The following is a 19,459-nucleotide window of genomic DNA, read 5'->3' as shown; positions in this document are numbered from 1 at the left end:
GGGTTTAATCGGCATTAAAAATCGTATTGCAGATACACCGTATTGTAGTTACTGCCGCCTTTTATTCGACCAAACTGCGAGGCCTTTTCAAATATTGAAGAACGGTGGTGTAAGCCATACCCAATCCAAAGATGATCCCATTTGGGTTTCCCCAGCACATCACCAATGTTAAAGTCGAATGAAATATCCAGATAGTTCATTAAGTTACTCATGTTTTCGTATTTACCTTCCAGCTCACTGCTTTCGATATAGGTAATATTCTCAACATAAGAAATCCCTTCCGCCACACCGAATTTCCAACGTAATGGCCATTCAAAGGTGTGATACGCTTTTACCGCAATCACATATTCAGGGCTGGCGCTTTGCGTAGAACTGCTCCAGTGCCATACAGCGCCTGGGGTCAAGTAAATATCAATCGGTGCACCAAAGAGTTCGTCGGTTAAAGGGTGACCATAGAAAAACGAGGTCATCTTATTGCCGTTGACATCTGGCTCACCTTGCAACCTAAATATGTCCCCCATATCCGATGGCGTGGCAAACCCTTGTGCGACACGAAGGTATGGACGAGTAGTGATGTCTGATCGAGAAGTGGCATTCTTGTCGTTAAAGAAACCGAACCCGACAAAATATTCCTGCCCCCACCGCTCTTTTACGGTGATGTTATCGTATGCATTATCGTCGAGCATCGTTGCGTAAGCACTGCCTAACAAGTACAAGTTAGACGCCACGCGATAACGTGTTTCGAAACCCACTTTAAACTCAACACCACCACCAATCTGTTGACCAAAACCAGGAGAGCCCTCTAAACCACTGGCTCCGTAGTAATAGGAGTTATAGTTGTCTGATTTGAATGTCAGTTCAGCACTGGGTTTAAAATCCCAATTTTCTGTCGAGCTTTTCGCCGTCGCACGCACACTACCAAACAGACGCGCGTTATCATCGCTCATCAGCTCGGCATCCACATGCCAATCAGAATCTTGGAAAAAGTGTCGATACTGGACACCCAAATCAAACGAATGTCCACCATAACGGTTTTGCTGAGAGGCAGGTAAATCCACAAAACGCAGACGAGATAAAAGGTTAACTTGATGAACATCCTGCTTATAAAGGTGCACCCCACCTTCGAGGCCGTCTAAATAGGCACTGTCGCCGTTGTAGTAGAAAAGAGGAACAAACGTCGAGACGGAAGTATCCGTTTCACCAGGAAGGTTGTAGACAATGGATGCACCTCGGTAGACCATGGCTACGCCCCATTCTTGTTCTTTTACCTTGTCTTCTGACGCTGTCGCAGGGAAAGTCATCGCCCCGAAAAGCAAAACGATTGGAGCTAGGTAGGTTGAAGCATGCATAGAAGTCGAGCACCTCAATTTAGTAAAGCATTGAATATTTTTCCGCAAGTACACTCAAGATGCTGAAAAAATCACCGCGAAAGATCAACAGACCTTAGAATCGGCTTTTATTCATTCTGACTAAGAGCTTTATTGAGTTACTTGCCAACAATCGTAGTAAAATCAGAGAAATTACTTTAAGATTCACGCAAAATTGCCGCTACACTTATTAGAGGCGTACAATATAACGAATCATTGTGAAAGTATCTGAATTATTGCAAATATTAAGTAAATTCTCCGATAGCAACGATCCCCAAGTTGTGACGGGAGAAGAGTGGTTGCCAGAACGTTTACTCACAACCAAGCATGACGACGATCTGCTGTTCTTGCATTTCGACCACCAACCCGCTGATCAAGGGGGAGATGAAGAAGGGCGAGGATTTGTCGAGCATGAGATCTCAATGCTACGCGATAAGATTCGTACCATTGTTGAAGAAGAAGGCGACACTAACATGAAAACAGAAGCGTTCCTTGCTCTGTTTCTGATTGGGCATGAGCGTTCATCTTCTGAAGTAATTGAAATTCTAGAAGAAGATGTCGATTGATACGCGCTAGCAACATACCTTGAACGCTCAAATCTCACGCATAACCATCACCTAAGTTCAAATCTGAACGACTAGAATCATACGTGGAACACGATAATCACTTAGGTGCGGAGGTGCTTTCTCTTACCACCAGTTGCGTTGGCACCTCGATATGCGTTGCGGACTCTCGGCCTGCAATTTGATCCAAAATAAAATCGGCGGCTCTTTCACCCATCATTTGAGACGGAACGCGAATAGTGGTCAGGCTTGGCGAAAGGTGTTCGCACAAAGGTAAGTCATCAAAGCCCGTTATCGACACTTGATTTGGAACCGAAATACCTAATTTATCGCATTCGGTTAAACAACCGAAAGCCAACACATCGTTACCACACATTAGAGCGGTCGGTCTTGTTCGCTCTCGCTTGCCCAACAAATGCCGACATGCATTCCTGCCTTCCCATATATCGTATCGGCATTCAACAACGTCTTGAGGTCGTAGAAAGATACCCGCTTTTCTCAGTGATTCTTTTGCCCCTTCTAAGCGCGCGGTTGCTCTGTCGTTCCCTTTTGTTATTCCTGAAATAAAGCCAAAGCGAGTATGCCCCTGATTCAGAAGATACTCTGTGACTTGCTGCGCTGCTGTGAAATTGTCAAACCCAACACAGGGATAAGGGCTTGTTCGGTCCAACGCCCAAAGATTGGCAAATATCTGATTGTGTTGCTTTAAAATGGAATACGTTTCCGGTGCATGATCATTTCCAACCAGCAGTAACCCATCAACCCCCTGCTCCATGATATCGCGAACCTGTTTGAGTTCGTGTTTGGGATCATAGTTGCTGACAGCCAGCATAAGGGTGTAGCCCTCTTCGTATAAACGGCGTTCCAGTGCATTAATGCCCGAAGCAAAGATTGCGTTATCAATGGTTGGAATGATCGCACCTATCATACGCTTTTTGTTGGAAGCGAGCGCCCTTGCCGCCCCATCTCGCACATAACCAAGCCTATTAATTTCGTCTTCAATGCGAATCCGCAGAGTTTCTTTAACTTGATGAGGTTGATTAAGCGCACGTGAAACCGTAGCAGTGGAAACCCCAGCCGCTTTGGCTACATCACCCAACGTTGGCTTGTCTGAAGATTTACGTAAGCGCTTACCTTTAACCATATTTCCCCGCCACTTAACCAAGACGAATATCAGTATAAACTTTATACAACTTTATATCAGATTGACTATAGCAAACTGTGACTAAGCTTAAACTCAAACTGTGCACCAGTGACGAGAAAATCAAAATAATCATTAAAATTCAATAAATTAAGATGTGAATCATTAGAAATAATCAAACTTAAGGTGAAACAGATTGATTATAAAACCATCAGATTTCGTGATCAGCATTGAAAATATTGATTAACTTTCATTCTAATTGAATAAATGTAAGCGCTTACAGTTGACTATTATTTAACCGATAAATAAGGTGGTGTTAATGAGTTGTTAATCAAGCCTCACGAGGAGGATAGCCATGCCTACGTCGATATCAGAAAAGTCATCAGGTACACCACAACAATCAGCAAGATCTCATTCCGTGCCTCTTACTGCCGGAAGTCGAAAATATTTGGCATTCAGTATGGTTTCCTTTGCCCTTTATCTCTCTAACATTCTTGTGGGATGGGCTGCCATTCGACATGACTTTCCTATTCCACCTTTAGACGTAGTGCCAGAGGCTCTGCTGCTTGCCGCAGGCGCTGTGTTTGGTGTCATTTTTATTTTGCAGCAAGAAAAACAAACAACCTAAGAACTCAGTTTTGAGTAAATGGCCGACGCCCCCACCCGCAGCAAAGCGTTGCCAGTGCTAGACGCTAAAACAGGTTCGTAGACAACAATCCAACGTCATCTCAATCACGTGAAAATGGAGTCAAAAAATGAAAGGAATCAACGAAAGCGACCAACTCGAGTCTATCGAGCGTCGGAAATTCTTTGAAGTTGCAGGTAAAGCCAGTGTCACTGCCGCGATAATGGTAGGGGCAGCAGGCGCTTTAATGAGCCCAACGGCCGCTGCTGCTATCTCAAAAGAAGATCGAGAACGTCAAAAAGCCGCAAAATACACCATGACGATTGCAACCGCTTACATTCTGGGCGCATCTCGTGGCTACCCCATTATGCAGTTGGATTTCAAAGAGAATATCCAAAACATGACCAACGGTCAGGTCTACGTGAAATTGGCGCCTGGTGGCCAACTTGGTGCGGGGGGCGCGCTCGCTCAGAAAGTACAACAAGGCACCATTCAGGCTGCACAACATTCGCTTTCTAATTTCTCTTCTTTCGCACCTGTTGTGGACTTAATCAATATTCCCTATTGGTGTGGTGAGAACCAAAAGTTTGTCAATTTGGTCAATTCAGATGCGTGGAAAGCGGAAGTTAACCCTAAGCTTGAAGAACGTAACTTCAAGGCATTGTGGTACGTCACCATCGACCCACGTGTCGTCGCCCTTCGTAAAGGCAGAGATGAAATCATAAAAACCCCAGATCAAATGGAAGGCATTAAATTCCGCGTTCCGGGTTCCAAAATTCTTCAGCAGTTTTACCACTTGCTCGGTGCGAACCCAACGCCAATCGCTTGGGGAGAAACGCCTTCTGCCATTAAGCAAGGTGTCGCCGATGCGCTGGACCCGAGTGTTGAAGCGTTAAACATTTTTGGGTTTAAGGACGTACTTTCTTCTGTCACTTTCATACGCTCAGTACCCGATGCTCAAGTATTCTCTTGTAATTTGCAGTGGTTTAACAAGCTGCCAAAAGACGTGCAAGAAGCGATTGAAGCCGCAAGTGAAGTAACGGCACATCAAAACCTCGCTAAAGTCCCTGCTGCAAGGGCGTACGCAATGTCAGAACTTGCCAAAAACGACGTTCAATTTTACTCCCCTACGCCTTCAGAGCTTGCGCAATGGCAAGAAAAAGCAGGGCATCAACTCGCGATTTGGGATTCCACGAAGAAGTCACTGGCGGGCTCACTGGACACGTTCGACAAGTTACTTGAAGCCGCGAACACGAAAGGACGTTACTACGTCCATGACGTCTAGGGCGTTGGCAGCCGTAGTCAACGTTGCGGCTGCCCTTTTCTCTTTTTTCCATTATCAATGGTGTAAAACATGCAACAAAGTCGGTTTTCAACCATAGAGCAAAATCTAGAGCGATGGCTTTGCCTAATGTTCTATTCCATGATCGTACTGACGATCATCTCCGAAGTCACCAGACGATTTGTGCTCAGTTATTCCTCCATTTGGGGAGAAGAAGTCGCTCGATATTGCTTTATCTATTTGGCTTGGATTGGCGCTTCACTCGCGGTTAAAAACCGCGCTCACATACGCATAGATGTGTTGCTGGGGTTCTTACCAAATCGCGCACAAATTGCCATGTATCTGTTCAGCGACTTTCTTACTTTGGGGCTTGCTGTGATTTCATTGATCGTCTCTATCGGACCGGTAATAACGTCTCTCGAATACGGCTCCGTGACCCATGGTTTACGCATTAGCCAAGTTTGGTTTTTATTTGCGGTTCCCTTTGGCTTCACCTTAATTGTGTTGCGCGTGCTTCAATCCATTAGAAGGGATGTGAAAGCACTGCTCAACAACGGACAGGTTTACCAAGGCGAACGCTTGATCGATTAGGAGGAAAAATGAACAACTACTATTTGCTCGACCAAGCCTCCGCCGCCTCTTATGGCATCGCTGTTTACGGCCCGGTTATTGCCATGGTGATCATGATTTTCTTAGCCGTACCGATATGGGTGGTTCTGGGTTTAGGCTCTGTCGCCATGTTGGTGTTTACCGATGTGCTGCCACTTTCCCTTATAGGGGAATCGTTATTTGATGGCATTGACGCCTTCGCGCTTATCGCCATCCCATTGTTTATCTTAACGGGTGACGTGCTGGTAAGAACGGGGCTGTCCAATAAACTGCTGGATGTTGCAGAAGCCTCAACGGGCAGTGCGAAATCGGGCTTAGGGACATCTACCGTTTTAGGGTGTGGTTTTTTCGCCTGTATATCCGGATCCGATGCCGCTGGCGCGGCCGCGGTAGGCAGAATGACGATTGATCGCTTAGTCGACAGAGGTTACCCAAAAGCGTATGCCTGTGCCCTTGTCGCAGCGGGTGCTTGTACGGGTATTCTTATTCCCCCCTCTATCGCTTACATCATTATTGGTTTGATTTTGGGTATTTCAGCCTCAACGCTGTTTTTGGCTGCTGCTATCCCTGGCTTGCTCATCATGATTTCTATTATGGCGACCAATGTTGTGCTTAACGCCATTAATGGGTACGAAAATTCAAAAACCGGATTCTCTCTAAAGCATTGGTTCGCCACTATTTATAACTCTCGCGATGCATTAATGATCCCTTTCATTATTCTCGGAGGTATTTATTCCGGTATTTTCACGCCAACTGAAGCGGCAGCGGTTGCCGTGCTTGTAGGCTTGGGCATCGGTTTATACCAGCGAACCATTACTTGGCGTGATTTCCCTAAAATGCTTTACAGTTCAGCCAAAGTGAACGGAATCATTCTGCCGATTATAGCGATGTCACTGCCTTTGGCACAAACCTTGGCCGTGTTGGAAATTCCGCAAAGTTTCGTGACTCAGATGACCAATATTACGGAAGATCCGGTTTACCTAACACTGATTATGATTGGAATCTTAATTCTGGCTGGGTGCGTCATGGAAACCACACCGAATATTGTTGTGCTTTCCCCCATTTTGCTGCCTTTGGCTCAATCGATAGGCATGGATGAGATTCAGTTTTGCATCATGATGGTGACCGCACTTGGCGTAGGATTCATCACTCCTCCCTTAGGTTTGAACCTGTTTGTTGTTTCTGGCGTTACTCAGACACCGGTTTTGCAAGTGGCCAAATACGCCGCACCGTACGTATTGTCGATGTTAATTGTGGTTTTACTCTTGGCATTTATTCCGGAAATTTCACTATGGGCACTCACATTTAACTGATTCCAATAATGTATTACGTCACGTAACTAATCACGTAATAAGCCACTTTAAACGTGCAGCGATCGCTGTAGGGGTTACTGCACGCCAAATTTTAGAAAGAAGCACATTTCAAAGGAGATAATAATGGCAATTCAATATAAGAAAAAGGCGATAAAAACGGCCTCAACGGGCGAACAAGATACCAGCCGAATCGTCAGCGAGATGCTCGCTAACATTGCAGAAGGCGGCGAACAACAAGTCGTTGAATTCACAAAATCCTTCGACAATTGGGATGGCGATATCCTAGTCAGTAAAGAAGCCATCCAAGCCGCAGAAGATCAACTGACAGACGAGATGAAAGCGGATATCAAGTTTGCTTACGATCGAGTAAAACGATTCGCACAAGCTCAACTGGACTCTCTGAAGGAATTCGAAGTGGAGCTATCTCCTGGTCTGTATGCAGGGCAAAAACTTATCCCAATGAATACCGCGGGCTGCTATGTACCCGGGGGACGATACTCTCATATTGCTTCCGCCATCATGAGCATCACCACCGCCAAAGTGGCGGGTGTAAAAAATGTGGTGGCTTGCTCGCCTGCTCGTCCTGAAGTCGGCATTAACCCTGCGGTGCTTTACACCATGAAACTGTGTGGTGCTGATTACATGTTGGCGCTGGGTGGCGTTCAGGCTATTGCCTCTATGGCGAATGGTTTATTCACTGGAAATAAAGCCGACATTTTGGTGGGTCCAGGCAACCGCTTTGTCGCAGAATCCAAGCGCCAGTTGTACGGACAGGTGGGTATCGACATGTTTGCTGGTCCGTCTGAAATTGCAGTGATTGCGGATGAAACCGCTGATCCGGAAATCGTTGCGGTTGACTTGGTTGGTCAGGCAGAACATGGCTTCGATAGCCCTGCTTGGTTATTCACAACGTCTGACTCGCTTGCCGAAAAAGTGATGAAACGAGTACCAGAGCTGATCGCCGATCTGCCAGACACAGCAAAACAAGCCGCGACCGCCGCTTGGGATGATTATGGTGAAGTGATTGTTTGTGATACACGTGAAGAAGTGGTTCAAATCAGCGACGAATACGCCTCGGAGCATTTGGAAGTGCAAGCAGCCGACCTCGATTGGTGGCTAGAAAACTTAACGAACTACGGATCACTTTTCTTAGGAGAGGAGTCCACCGTAGCATTTGGCGACAAATGTTCTGGACCTAACCACATTCTTCCGACCAAAGGGGCAGCAAAGTACACCGGAGGATTATCGGTCAGTAAGTTCATTAAGATATGTTCTTTCCAGCGTTTGACCGAAGAAGCGAACCGTGAGGTTGCCGCCGTTACCGCGCGTATTTCTCGCCTAGAAGGTATGGAGGCGCATGCCAGAACGGGGGACGCTCGCCTAGCAAAATACTTCCCTGAAGAGCGTTTTGAGTTGGGATACAAGTAATGAGTACAACCGCGAATTTCTCTATTGAAGGGCAAGTCGCACTGGTCACTGGCGGCGGTTCCGGTATTGGTCGCCAGTTTGCCAAAACGCTTGCGGCCGCTGGTGCCAAGGTTGTCATTATGGGCAGGCGTGATTCTCCCCTTAAAAACACAGTGGCAGAGATCGAGATGGAGGGAGGGTCAGCAAGTTACATTCGCTGCGATTTAACGCATTTTGACCTGCTAGAACAGCATATAGCGCAGTGCAAAGCCATCTATGGTGCACCGGATATATTGGCGAATGTTGCAGGTCAGAACTTACGCCAACCCGCTGATGAGGTGGATGAAGTGAGCTGGGATAGCACTCTTGATATCAATCTAAAATTGCCCTTCTTTCTTGCCAAAGCGGTGATACCAGACATGAAAGAAAAGGGATACGGAAAGATCATCAATATCGCCTCGCTGCAAAGCGAGCGTGCGTTTGCTAATAGTGTGCCTTACGGCGCATCCAAAGGCGGCGTATGCCAGCTTACTCGTGCCATGGCGGAAGCTTGGTCGAGTTACGGCGTCACGTGCAATGCCATCGCTCCTGGCTTCTTCCCAAGCGAATTGACGCAACCCTTGTTTGAAGACACTGACAAACTTCACGCACTCGCCCAACAAACGGCGATTGGCAGGAACGGGGAGATGGAGGATTTAACAGGTCCTATGCTGTTTTTTGCTTCACCCGCTTCAGACTATGTAACCGGTCAAACCTTGTTTGTAGACGGTGGCTTTACAGCCAAATAAAGGTGAGTTTAAAAAGGATCGAATCATGAAAGCACTCGTTTATACCAACAAAAACGAAGTAACCTTTGACGTGCAAAACATGCCTTCCCCACAGGAAGGTGAGGTATTGGTGAAAATAGAAAAAGCGGGCATTTGCGGGTCCGATATGCACGCTTATCATGGACACGACCCAAGGCGCGTCCCCCCTTTGATTCTTGGGCATGAAGCCTGTGGCATTGCCATGAATGGAAAATACTTAGACAAGCGAGTTGTCCTTAACCCTTTGATTACGTGCATGGAGTGCGCCGACTGCTTAAGCGGTAGAACAAATTTGTGTGAAAACCGAACGGCCATTGGGTTAAAAATGCCAGGGGCGTTTGCGGAATATACGGTGATACCAGAAACCAACCTGATTCCAGTTCCTGAGGGTATGAAACCAGAACACGCGGCCTTAGCCGAACCCGCAGCCACAGCTTTACATGCCATAGCGCTGGTGGAACAACACATGCATCGAACATTAAGTGAAAGCACCACAATGGTGATTGGTGGCGGCTCCATTGGGTTGCTTTGCGCCCTTTTTCTTAAACTAAAGGGCGCGAGACACATTATTCTGAGTGATACGAATGCACAAAGACTCAGCACCGCTAGGATTTCTGGTATTACTGATTTACACAACCCCGCTCAAGATGATCCTGTTACTGAATCTAGCATTGATGTGGTTATTGATGCGGTGGGCTCTAGCCATACACGCAATGCAGGGATGAAAGCCGTTAAACAAGGCGGGGTATTCATGCATGTGGGGCTGCAAGATTCATACGGCGAATTCGATGTACGAAAAATGACCCTTCAAGAAGTTGCCGTTTTGGGTTCATTTTCTTACACACAATTGGATATGATTTCAGCCGTAAACGCGTTGCACCGTGGCGCATTGGGTGAGTTATCTTGGATTGAAGAGCGCCCGTTGAGTTTAGGCAGCCAAGCGTTTGATGATCTTGATAACAATCGAACCGCAGCGGCCAAAATCATTCTCGACGTCAGCACCTAATCCATTGAAATTTTCCTCAAGAATCCCTAGAAAACCGCTAGGGATTTTTCTAATTGGTATCACGCCTAAATTAACGCAAAACACTGTATTTCTTCCATTCCACTACAGACAGCTTACCTCTTGATTGTTAATATGAAGCTTAAGAAACGAACGAGTAAAGAGCATACATCCCATGAATAAACCCACCCACTTTCTTCCTTTGTACATGCAAGTTAAAGAGCTTTTGATACAAAGATTGATCGACAAAGTGTGGTTACCGGGTAGCCCCTTGCCCAGTGAGTTTCAGTTAGCGGATGAATTGCAAGTCAGCCAAGGCACCGTGAGAAAAGCCCTTGATGCATTAGCCGCTGAAAAGCTGGTGGTTCGCCGACAAGGTAAAGGCACTTACGTAGCCGAACATACACAAGAACAGCCGCTCTACCATTTCTTTCGCTTGGTTGATTTACAAGGGAAACGTCATCTCCCTGAAAGTACGATACTCGACTTTAATCGCTACCCTGCCACTCTTCTCGAAAGCGAATCGTTGGAGTTATCCGATGAAGAGCAAGTCATTCGTATTACTCGAATTCGCGCGCTCGAAGGCGTTCCTGTCATATACGAAACCATCTCTCTACCTGAAAAATTATTTTCTAATATGCCGCTAACCGACGAGCTCCCCAACACGCTGTACAGCTATTACCAGCGTGAATTTGGGTTGTCTGTCGTTAAAGTGATTGAAAAGTTGAGAGCCGATTTGTCGAATGAAACAGAACAAATTCATCTAGAGCTCAAGGCTGGAACACCACTGCTAGAAGCCAAACGCGTGGCATACGCTTTGAATGGTGAAGCGGTGGAACTTAGGGTTACACGCTGCCATACCGATCAGCATTGTTACTTGAACGAACTGAGCTAGCACCGCTTTTACCCTGCCAAAAGCCGTAGTTTCGCGGAAGAACAGCCTCTGACTGGAAAGGAAGGGAAATGCAGCTTTCAGTGAATTCAAAGTTACGCTGTTTTCATCCCAAACTGAGGTTAAATCGCCATATTGTTTGAGGACAGTTTATCTTTCGAGATGATTTTCACGGCAAGTTGTGGGTTATAAAAAAGCCTTTCTAAACGAAAGGCTTGGGAGTGAAATCAGGGACGGTGGATTCAAAGTCGCTATGCGCTTCGATACAACTTTGTGAGTGAAAACTCAACATGCCCCAGCACTTCAGCACAGGTATTACGACCGTTTGCTGTGTCTATGACCATTTCGATCAATTCATCTCCAGCTTCATCCAACGTCATTTCGTGTCGCAAAATTGCCGACACATCGTGATCAATGTGCTCGCTCATTGTACGTACTGTTCTTGGGTTTCCGGTGATCTTAATCACCGGCATGATGGGATTGCCAATCACGTTGCCTTGCCCCGTTGGGAATAGGTGAACCACATAGCCACCAGCGGCTTGTAGAGTATTACATTCTGCGGCGGCTGAAGAGGTATCCATAAAGTACAAACCTGGACCTTTCGCTGGTGTTTCAGCCGGTTCTAACACATCAATATACTGTGCTTTCTTACCGATTTTTTGCACATTACCGAGTGCTTTCTCTTCAATGGTGGTTAAACCACCTTCGATGTTCCCCTTTGTCGGTTGCGAGTCAGAAAGATCGTTCGTTTTCTCTGCTAGGATAAAGTCGTTATAGGATGACCAAGTTTTCATAAACTTCTCGCCCGCTTCAGGGGTAGCAGCACGACCTTTTACGATCTGCTCGGCACCTGTGATTTCCGACGTTTCCCCGAAGCACGTTGTGGCACCCGCTTCGTTCATCTTATCGATGAAGTTACCCACCGTTGGGTTAGCCGATAGGCCAGAAGTCGTATCCGATTCACCACATTTCACGGCAACCCATAGATCGCTAATTGGGCACTCTTCTCGGCTTAATGCTGTCGCGTAGTGAACGAATTCTTTTGCCGTACGGGACGCCGCCGCTACGGTATTAATGTCACCGTTTTGTTCAATCGAAAACCCTTTGACTGGTTTGCCTGTTGCTGCGATACCGTCGACCACTTTCTGCGTCCAACCTGGCTCGATACCGATGACCACTACCGCAGCAACATTTGGATTAGAACCGGTTCCAATGATGGTTCGAAAATGCAAGTCAAGATCGGCACCAAACTGCAATCGTCCATAGGCGTGTGGGATCGCGATAGTGCCTTTGATGTTATTGGCAACCGACTCACACGCTGCGTTTGAAATGTCATCCAGCGGAAGAATCAGTACATGGTTTCGCACGCCCACACGACCGTTTTCACGACGGTAACCCATAAATGTATTACGTTTCATTTTTATCACTCCTTTGATTACCAGCGCTTGGTTTTAATGTTGTGAACATGAGCGTGACCACCTGCAGAGATGGATTCCACTACCTTGCCCATGTCTTCGTTGTACTTAATGATGGTGTCACCAATATCAAGATCCCTCAGAGCAATTTTGTGACCAAGAGGAATGTCATTCAGTGCGGTCAAAACGATCTCTTCATCGGTATCCATCATGTATCCGGTGACTTGCATGCCTTTTACAACATTCTCAACCACCATTACGCCCACGCTATCGTTTACGTCGTGAACTAGGAAGTGTGTTTCGCTCATATCTCTGTCCTTAGTTGCGTTAATCAAAAGTTGCGTTATTCAAAAGTTTCGTTATTCAAGCCACCTGAAAAATCCTCGCTCAGGCTTATGTTCTTCTGACTTATTAATGTTGAGATACAAACTACCAATCGATTAATTTACAAGCAATATGATTTTATATCTTATGTCTTATATAAGACATAAGATATAAGGTGAGATTGAAAATTAAACTGTTATTATTCAATGAACTATTGATTATCTAATCTATTAATATGCCATTTAGCCAATTTCAATAATCGTGATTTACTTCAAATTATCATTTCATCCAAATCAGCATGAGAGGATCAATACCTTGATCATTTACCCTCACAACTTGCAATTGACTTTCTTTGCCCCAAAGTTAATCAGAGCTTCAAGTCTAAATAATGCCAATCGTTGGGAGATAACGATGATCTCTACCCTATCTAAAATCTTTAAGCAGCTTACCGAAGGCAGTGATCTGAGTTCTGGTGAGTCGACCAATCCAAACTTAGCCGTTACCTCACTGTTCGTTGAAGTGTCTGGAGCCGATCACCACATGGATGAATCGGAAGAAAAAGCCACGTTGTCCATGCTAAAAAAAGTGTTGGAGGTGGATGAAGCCGAAGCGAAAGCTTTATTGGAACAGGCTACAAATCTGTCTAAAGAAGCTTCTTCTCTCTATGAATTTACTTCTCAACTCAGACACCTTGATCAACCAGAACGCATTGCTGTCATCAAAGCATTGTGGGAGGTCGCCTACGCCGACAAGCATTTGGATCCTCTAGAAGAATCCGTTATCCGTAAAGCGGCTGAATTGCTCTACGTTGACCATAAAGATTTCATTAAAACTAAACTGGAAGTGACGGGAGACAGGTGATACCTCCCCCTACTACGATAGGTTAATGGTGGCCTAGAGGAACTTTTCTATCATGATCTCATCTATCAGCTTGCCACGCATTTTTGCATGACCTTTTGCTGTGCCGATGACTTCAAATCCTTGATTGAGATACGTTGACAGCGCCCTGTCGTTGTCTCCTCTCACGTACGCAAACAACTTCTCGTACCCTTTCTCTTTCGCTGAATAGAACGTTGATTGAAACAATCGCTTTGCAATACCTTGCCTTCGAAATTGGCTATCCACGAAAGTACCGATAACACCAACATGATCAAATGCTTTCGTGTAAGTGGCAAAGGGTTCCACATTTTGAAAACCGACCACAGTATTGCATTGTTCTAATACCGCGACCTGAAACACACCGCGTGTTGAACATTGTCGAATAAACGCTTCTTCTTCCTTCAGAGAAAAGGTTTTATCCAATATGGTGAAGCGCCCCTCTTTAATGATCGGATTCAGTATGTTGATGATGCCGAATGCGTCCGATACCTTTACTTCTCTAATAATGATGTTCAATGTTTCTTCACCTGCCAACTCACAATTCATGTTAAATCCATTACTTTGCATTTATAAGCCAATAGAAATAAGGTCTCTCGCCTTCCCATCGCTCAATGGTTGCACCCAGACCTACATAAAACTCATGAGCACGTTTATTCAATGGGCTTGCCGTCCACGAAATATGGGAAACCGAGTGCTCTTCGGCGATGTCAGATAGGGTTTGAAGAATATGACGACCATACCCTTTAGATCGATGCGCTCCTACAACCAATAAATCGTCGAGCCAAATAGAAGGTGTGCCGCTAAATGACGAATACCGATAATGGTACAAAGCAAAACCCTGAACACGATTATCTACCTCAAGCAAAATGGCATGAGCAAAGGGCTGGGGACCAAATAGTGTTGATTCGATTTTGTCTACGGTTGTTGTAACTTCACCAGTGAACCCCTTCATTTGGCGATCAAATTCTGCTTTTTCCTTAATCAAATCAAGTAAGAGGCTGGCATCTTCTACCGTGGCTTTCCTTATCCGCACTCCGTTTCTCCTTCAATTTAATTGAAGGTTTGGATATAAAGAGACTCGACTTTGTCGCGAGCCCATTGGGTTTTTCTTAGAAATTTGAGTGACGACTTGATTGAAGGATCATTGCAAAAGCAGTTCACATTGATTTCGTTATATAACCCATCCCAGCCGTAGTGCTCAACAAGCCGCGTGAGTATTTTTTCCAACGAGAGTCCGTGAAGTGGGTTATTTGGTTGAGATTGAGTCATGAAGCGTTATTCCTATCAACATACAGTCTGAAATGGCACAAAGCACGCATCATATCAGGCATTGAGTGGCTACCCACGCGTTTTGTTTAGCGCTCGAAGCTTTTGTTTCGCCTTTGAAGCGATCGAACGAGAGCGTCATTAAGGAAAAAAGCATCCGCGGGTAAACTCAGTGCGATTTCTTCGGTGACACCGTGCTCTTCTATGTATTGCGCAATTAAGTTGAAACCAACCCAATACCCAGCGTATTTAGGAAATCTTCCGTTATCGGTACCAAAGAAATATTCAGCAAAATTAAAATCTTTGCTAGTCAGCTTAGGCTCCATTTCTTCAAGTAGATTGCGCCAACATACGTCTTCCATGCCAGGAAACAGTGATGGAGTCACGCCCCCATTGAATTTTTGTTCAAAGTGACACGCTAAGCCTTCGTAAACTAAGTTTTCAGCCAACGTATCTCTAGGAAGCCCTAACTTCATACGTTCGATATGGTTTACTTCGTGTGCCAGAACTGCTCCAACTTCTTTCGCAATGATGCTTTTGACGTCATCTCTGTTGGTATCCAACATGATTTCGATACGATAACGATTGATCGCCCATCCACCAACACCTGAGTTCGGTGCTTCTCCTTTTTCATAGGGGCTTAACGTAACGTCGACATCATCCAAATCGAAATATTTGCATAATGGTTTAGACGCGAGGTGAAAGTAGTGTTCTAATTCTGTATGCAGACCATCAAGCTTCCCCGATGCATTTAAAATCGTTAGTTTCACCTAACACTCCCTTTCACTTTGCTTTGGTCATCGCAAATCAAATTTGAATCCAAAAAGACTTGTTTAAGCCTTGATTTTGCTTTGTCGAAAATGGCTTGGTTGATCTCGGGAACTGTTTTGCTCTCCCACCCTTCACTCGGTAAATAATTGGTGTAACGCAACTCAACTTGAATGGCTTCAACATTTGGGTTATTGCAGTATTTTGCAGTGATATACCCTCCAGTGAATACATTGTTTAACTCGGTTTCAAAGCCATTACGTTCAAATGAGGTGTTTAGTTTCTCTAAAAATTCCGGTGAAGAGCTTTTTCCTTGAACATTGCCTAGGCAAATATCACAGCTCAAAGGTCCCATAAAACTGTGTAAGTCAATTAGGTAGGCAACGCCGAATCGCTGTATAGCGCTTTCTATCAGTTCATCCAGTGCGGAATGATAAGGAAGATAAAAGGATTCGATTCTCTTAGAAATTTCAGAGGTAGAAGGTTTTACTCGGTATATCTCCTCACCCCAAGTATTTCGCTCGTAAACGATGGCTTGTTTAAACTCGCCAAACGAATCTTTTTTTAGCTCTCTATTTAGGTCGACCACATATCGACTCATGCTCGTGGAAATAATGTTTACGTTATATTCATCGAGAAAATCATATAGCTCATTCAAGTGCCAATCCATATTGGGTAGGGAGCATCGACCTATGTCAGATAAATTGTTGAGTGCTTCTTCACACAGCTCGACACCGCTGTGAGGAAAGCTAAATATATAAGGTGATGAAGGGTCTTTCTTTACTTTCAGCCAATGCAATTATTCACTCCTTGAGGTCATCCATCGAATAGCTTGGTTGTATTGGGACGAGCGAAGACGCGGAGAAACCAGCCACCTCAAACTCATAGGTATTTAATGGCGGCAATCATACTCACACTCTGTATACACAGCTAATCACATCAAAAATATTCATAGAAATTTTGATAAGCACATCGAAGAACTAAGAAAGAGTGATTTCTAGCTAAGCTCAGAAAACAAAAAGCTTCTGCGCTGGATTGACGCAGAAGCTCTGGAGTACCGTTGCTATTGGGCATAGATCATTATCGGCTTTATAAAGCAATCGGGAAGTCGAGTCTTAAATGTTAAGAGCCAGTCGACCTAGTCAGCAAAAACCAGTTTATTCTTATCGAGATCCCTAACATACGCAGAAAAGCGAGGACCACGCTGGTTTGGCTCTCCTTCACAAGTACCACCTAATTCAATGGCTTTTTCATAGAGCCTTTTTACTTCATTGGTGGATCCAACACTAAAACCAACCATTGTTCCATTTCCATTTGTGGCTGCTTCCTTATCAAAAGGGATAGCTACTGCAAACGCAAAGTCTTGGTTTTCATCTTGCCAGTAGGTCATTCTATCTGTCGCCAATACTTGGCTTAGCCCTGTATTTTCGAATAGCGAATCATAGAATGTGTTTGCGGCTTCAATGTTATTGGTTCCTACAACGAAATAGTTCATTTTCATAATTTGATGCATCCCTCTCAAGAGGATACCGATTATGGCAACGCTATCTGACAAACCTTGTCAGTAACGATGTAGAAACAGAGCGACAGTGTACGCCGTCATGATCAATTTGCTATGTGCATGTTTCACTAATAAATTTCAACGTTTGTTCTACATTTTCATGCCGAATACTATCAATCCCATTGATTGAGCTGCTTCAACATTATTTGAACTGTCGTCGATCAATATACAGTTGCTCGCTACAGCCTTGGAGCCTAAGTGCAATTTGGAAAAATAACGCCCAATTAAGCTGCAAAAACGTACAAATGCCACTTCTACACACTACCGTAAACACAAAACTCAATTTGAACCAATAATGCCACGCATTACGAATCGGATTCATTGCCTTGAATTGTTTGTTATACGAAGTCAGCCAAAGCTGATTTGTACGCCTTTTGCGCCTCAACACTTAGGTAAACATCCATACCTTGGAACAATTCAACTAGTTCCGCTCCGTATTTTAATTTGAAATCTTCACTGCTGTATACGAGCTCCAACTCATTGGCGACGGTTAGCTCGCAAAACAATCTCACAAGCGAATCATCAAGTTTAAAAACTGAGCCATTAAACCGATCTCTAAATTGGATTTCTTGAGCCTTACCAAATTGTGGGAAAACATAGTCTCGGTCGCACGAGCAGTACAAATAAACTAACGCTTCTTCTTCACTACCAATAACGCGAGCAATTTCCTGACGCTGGCTTAGCGAAACCATATTTTCGTCAAAACCCGCAGTTCCATAAGCGGCGTGAAAAAGGCCGGCTATTTGAAGTGATTCACTACTGCCCCAGCTTTTTAAAACTTTCTCCGTACCTTTTAGGTGTGCTTCCAATGAACCATTGAGGTGCTGAAAATCACCTGCACCAAGCCCCTGAAGCATGCCAAATTTATCCATAAACCTTAATTTCCTTTACACACTGTTAAGGTGAACAACGCAACATAGATGCTGCCGCAAACCACCTTAAGCACTAAAAGCAACACGTCATAAAGCACCACGCGGTGCAAATCAATTTTAAACAGTTTGTTATTGCTCAGTTCACTAAATACCGGATTTTACCATCGCCATGATCTTGTGTGCTTTTTCGAAATGATCTAATTGGTGTTCTTGTATCCACCATGTTGCCGCTTCCATTAATAAATCTGGGTCATCATTTTTATTAGCAAAAAACGCATAAAATGAAACACCTACATTATCACCCTTCTGTTCAATCTTCTTGGAACATACTTGAATTACCTTTTCTCTCAATGAACTACGCACTTGTTAATTGCCTACCTTGTTAAAAGATGATGGGTAACTTACACAGACTAATGCATGAAAACAAGAAGAACTGTTTTTATATACAGTCCAAGTTAATTGAATGAGCCAAAACACCCTCTTAAACTGCAGACAACGCACAAATCAAAAGCGAAGCTTCAAAGGACGTTAACCTCAATGAGCTTGGACATGCTTCAGCGACTTAGCTTACGACGGCTTTCCCACTTTGATTACGATTGAGAAATCGAACTCAAAAACACGGAAGCCAGCAACGTTCGAGAACCTTACAACACTAAAATTACTGCAAACTAAAAATGCCACGCGTTGTTTGTCGGTTTGAAGCTTTTGTTATAACACAACGAATAAAGGACCCATTTTGGCTCGAAGCGCATAACTTGCATGTGATGGGTAGCATCTTAACCAGCAAGATATTTTGCTGCCATTCCACGGATCTCAAAACACCAAATCAGTCGAAAAATTCAAAAGAACAGACAGCAATCAAAAACACGAAAGTCAACGTTGATTGAGGACGTTACAACCCCCGAATTATCAAAGCGATATAACGCTACCATATACCACAATCGACCAGAATATTTTTTTGGGCTAATGAAGCACTTCGCTTGCATTCAATGAACGACATCTTAGACAACAAAATCCTCTGCAACCAGACCACTGAACTTAAAACACCAACTCGATCGGAGAATTTAGAAGAACAAACGAAAAACGAAGCTTCAAGGTACGATGACCTCAATTGGTTTGGAAATCGGCTTTGTTGCGTAATTCAGTTCAGAGACAGAATCGTCCCATGTCGTATATTTATTAGTCAATACGACAAGTTTTAGGCATACCTAACCCAGTAAGCTTATTCAGCGCCTTAATCATCGCGTAAGTCTCGCCCACTTGTGCATTGTAATTCCTTAAGCTCAGCCTTCCCCCTAGCAGCTGTTTAACTCTATACATCGCTGTTTCTGACAAAGATCGTTTGTGGTATCCATACCGCTCTTTC

General features: G+C 44.5%; 22 protein-coding genes and 1 pseudogene. 10 read left to right on the top strand and 13 right to left on the bottom strand.

Annotated elements, in window-relative coordinates:
* Positions 1–14: 14 nt before the first annotated feature.
* Positions 15–1,349, bottom strand: a complete 1,335-nt coding sequence (locus HC752_RS17915; RefSeq protein WP_190336539.1) for a MipA/OmpV family protein — start codon at positions 1,347–1,349, stop codon at positions 15–17.
* A gap of 236 nt (positions 1,350–1,585) precedes the next feature.
* On the opposite strand from HC752_RS17915, the gene HC752_RS17910 reads away from it, so the two are divergent.
* Positions 1,586–1,933: a hypothetical protein gene (locus HC752_RS17910; protein ID WP_190336538.1), complete on the top strand. Its 348-nt coding sequence runs from the start codon at positions 1,586–1,588 to the stop codon at positions 1,931–1,933.
* Between the two features lie 97 nt (positions 1,934–2,030).
* On the opposite strand, the gene HC752_RS17905 is transcribed toward HC752_RS17910, so the two are convergent.
* The gene (locus HC752_RS17905) at positions 2,031–3,074 is read right to left on the bottom strand and encodes a LacI family DNA-binding transcriptional regulator (protein ID WP_190336537.1); all 1,044 of its coding nucleotides are present in this window, start codon (positions 3,072–3,074) and stop codon (positions 2,031–2,033) included.
* A 352-nt stretch (positions 3,075–3,426) separates the two neighbouring features.
* On the opposite strand from HC752_RS17905, the gene HC752_RS17900 reads away from it, so the two are divergent.
* From HC752_RS17900 to HC752_RS17865, 8 genes are all read left to right on the top strand, one after another.
* The gene (locus HC752_RS17900; protein WP_190336536.1) at positions 3,427–3,699 is read left to right on the top strand and encodes a hypothetical protein; all 273 of its coding nucleotides are present in this window, start codon (positions 3,427–3,429) and stop codon (positions 3,697–3,699) included.
* A 127-nt stretch (positions 3,700–3,826) separates the two neighbouring features.
* Positions 3,827–4,981: a TRAP transporter substrate-binding protein gene (locus HC752_RS17895; RefSeq protein ID WP_190336535.1), complete on the top strand. Its 1,155-nt coding sequence runs from the start codon at positions 3,827–3,829 to the stop codon at positions 4,979–4,981.
* Between the two features lie 69 nt (positions 4,982–5,050).
* Positions 5,051–5,569 (top strand): TRAP transporter small permease, encoded by a 519-nt coding sequence (locus HC752_RS17890; RefSeq protein WP_190336534.1) that lies wholly within the window; start codon positions 5,051–5,053, stop codon positions 5,567–5,569.
* Positions 5,570–5,577: 8 nt separating this feature from the next.
* A complete protein-coding gene (locus tag HC752_RS17885) occupies positions 5,578–6,900 on the top strand; it encodes a TRAP transporter large permease (RefSeq protein WP_190336533.1) in 1,323 nt (440 codons plus the stop codon).
* Positions 6,901–7,023: 123 nt separating this feature from the next.
* Positions 7,024–8,328 (top strand): histidinol dehydrogenase, encoded by a 1,305-nt coding sequence (hisD, locus tag HC752_RS17880; RefSeq protein ID WP_194717406.1) that lies wholly within the window; start codon positions 7,024–7,026, stop codon positions 8,326–8,328.
* The gene (locus HC752_RS17875) at positions 8,328–9,095 is read left to right on the top strand and encodes an SDR family NAD(P)-dependent oxidoreductase (protein ID WP_190336532.1); all 768 of its coding nucleotides are present in this window, start codon (positions 8,328–8,330) and stop codon (positions 9,093–9,095) included. Before hisD ends, HC752_RS17875 begins: the two co-directional genes overlap by 1 nt.
* Before the next feature lie 25 nt (positions 9,096–9,120).
* Entirely contained in the window at positions 9,121–10,119 is a 999-nt protein-coding gene (locus HC752_RS17870; protein ID WP_190336531.1) for an alcohol dehydrogenase catalytic domain-containing protein, read from the top strand.
* A gap of 172 nt (positions 10,120–10,291) precedes the next feature.
* A complete protein-coding gene (locus HC752_RS17865; protein ID WP_190336530.1) occupies positions 10,292–11,011 on the top strand; it encodes a GntR family transcriptional regulator in 720 nt (239 codons plus the stop codon).
* Between the two features lie 248 nt (positions 11,012–11,259).
* Here HC752_RS17865 and HC752_RS17860 read toward each other — a convergent pair whose 3' ends face one another.
* Positions 11,260–12,426, bottom strand: a complete 1,167-nt coding sequence (locus HC752_RS17860; RefSeq protein ID WP_194717405.1) for a UxaA family hydrolase — start codon at positions 12,424–12,426, stop codon at positions 11,260–11,262.
* Positions 12,427–12,443: 17 nt separating this feature from the next.
* Positions 12,444–12,731 (bottom strand): UxaA family hydrolase, encoded by a 288-nt coding sequence (locus tag HC752_RS17855; RefSeq protein ID WP_190336529.1) that lies wholly within the window; start codon positions 12,729–12,731, stop codon positions 12,444–12,446.
* A 427-nt stretch (positions 12,732–13,158) separates the two neighbouring features.
* Between HC752_RS17855 and HC752_RS17850 the strand changes: the two genes are divergently transcribed.
* Positions 13,159–13,608: a tellurite resistance TerB family protein gene (locus HC752_RS17850; RefSeq protein ID WP_190336528.1), complete on the top strand. Its 450-nt coding sequence runs from the start codon at positions 13,159–13,161 to the stop codon at positions 13,606–13,608.
* 33 nt (positions 13,609–13,641) lie between these two features.
* Here the strand turns inward: HC752_RS17850 and HC752_RS17845 are convergent, their stop codons facing one another.
* The 9 genes and pseudogenes from HC752_RS17845 to HC752_RS17805 form a co-directional block, all read right to left on the bottom strand.
* Positions 13,642–14,142 carry a GNAT family N-acetyltransferase gene (locus tag HC752_RS17845; protein ID WP_190336603.1) on the bottom strand — a complete coding sequence of 167 codons (501 nt, stop codon included), beginning with the start codon at positions 14,140–14,142 and terminating at the stop codon, positions 13,642–13,644.
* A gap of 40 nt (positions 14,143–14,182) precedes the next feature.
* Complete coding sequence (locus HC752_RS17840) at positions 14,183–14,659, bottom strand: GNAT family N-acetyltransferase (RefSeq protein WP_190336527.1); 477 nt, start codon at positions 14,657–14,659, stop codon at positions 14,183–14,185.
* A gap of 17 nt (positions 14,660–14,676) precedes the next feature.
* On the bottom strand, positions 14,677–14,895 hold the full coding sequence (locus HC752_RS17835; RefSeq protein WP_190336526.1) for a VF530 family protein: 219 nt from the start codon (positions 14,893–14,895) through the stop codon (positions 14,677–14,679).
* 86 nt (positions 14,896–14,981) lie between these two features.
* On the bottom strand, positions 14,982–15,662 hold the full coding sequence (locus tag HC752_RS17830) for a DUF2268 domain-containing putative Zn-dependent protease (protein WP_190336525.1): 681 nt from the start codon (positions 15,660–15,662) through the stop codon (positions 14,982–14,984).
* Positions 15,659–16,459: an N-formylglutamate amidohydrolase gene (locus tag HC752_RS17825; RefSeq protein WP_190336524.1), complete on the bottom strand. Its 801-nt coding sequence runs from the start codon at positions 16,457–16,459 to the stop codon at positions 15,659–15,661. The genes HC752_RS17830 and HC752_RS17825 overlap by 4 nt, the downstream gene beginning before the upstream one ends.
* A 339-nt stretch (positions 16,460–16,798) precedes the next feature.
* Positions 16,799–17,161 carry a VOC family protein gene (locus tag HC752_RS17820; protein ID WP_101113677.1) on the bottom strand — a complete coding sequence of 121 codons (363 nt, stop codon included), beginning with the start codon at positions 17,159–17,161 and terminating at the stop codon, positions 16,799–16,801.
* A 398-nt stretch (positions 17,162–17,559) separates the two neighbouring features.
* Complete coding sequence (locus HC752_RS17815; protein WP_190336523.1) at positions 17,560–18,093, bottom strand: DUF6817 domain-containing protein; 534 nt, start codon at positions 18,091–18,093, stop codon at positions 17,560–17,562.
* 144 nt (positions 18,094–18,237) lie between these two features.
* Entirely contained in the window at positions 18,238–18,456 is a 219-nt protein-coding gene (locus HC752_RS17810) for a DUF6500 family protein (RefSeq protein WP_190336522.1), read from the bottom strand.
* An 816-nt stretch (positions 18,457–19,272) separates the two neighbouring features.
* Positions 19,273–19,459 (bottom strand): annotated as a pseudogene (locus HC752_RS17805) (IS5/IS1182 family transposase); the annotation flags it as partial.

Source organism: Vibrio sp. S9_S30, assembly GCF_014694455.1.
Taxonomy (GTDB): Bacteria; Pseudomonadota; Gammaproteobacteria; order Enterobacterales; family Vibrionaceae; genus Vibrio.
The sequence above is the reverse complement of the archived record's forward strand: the minus strand, read 5'-3'. Positions and strand labels throughout refer to the sequence as shown.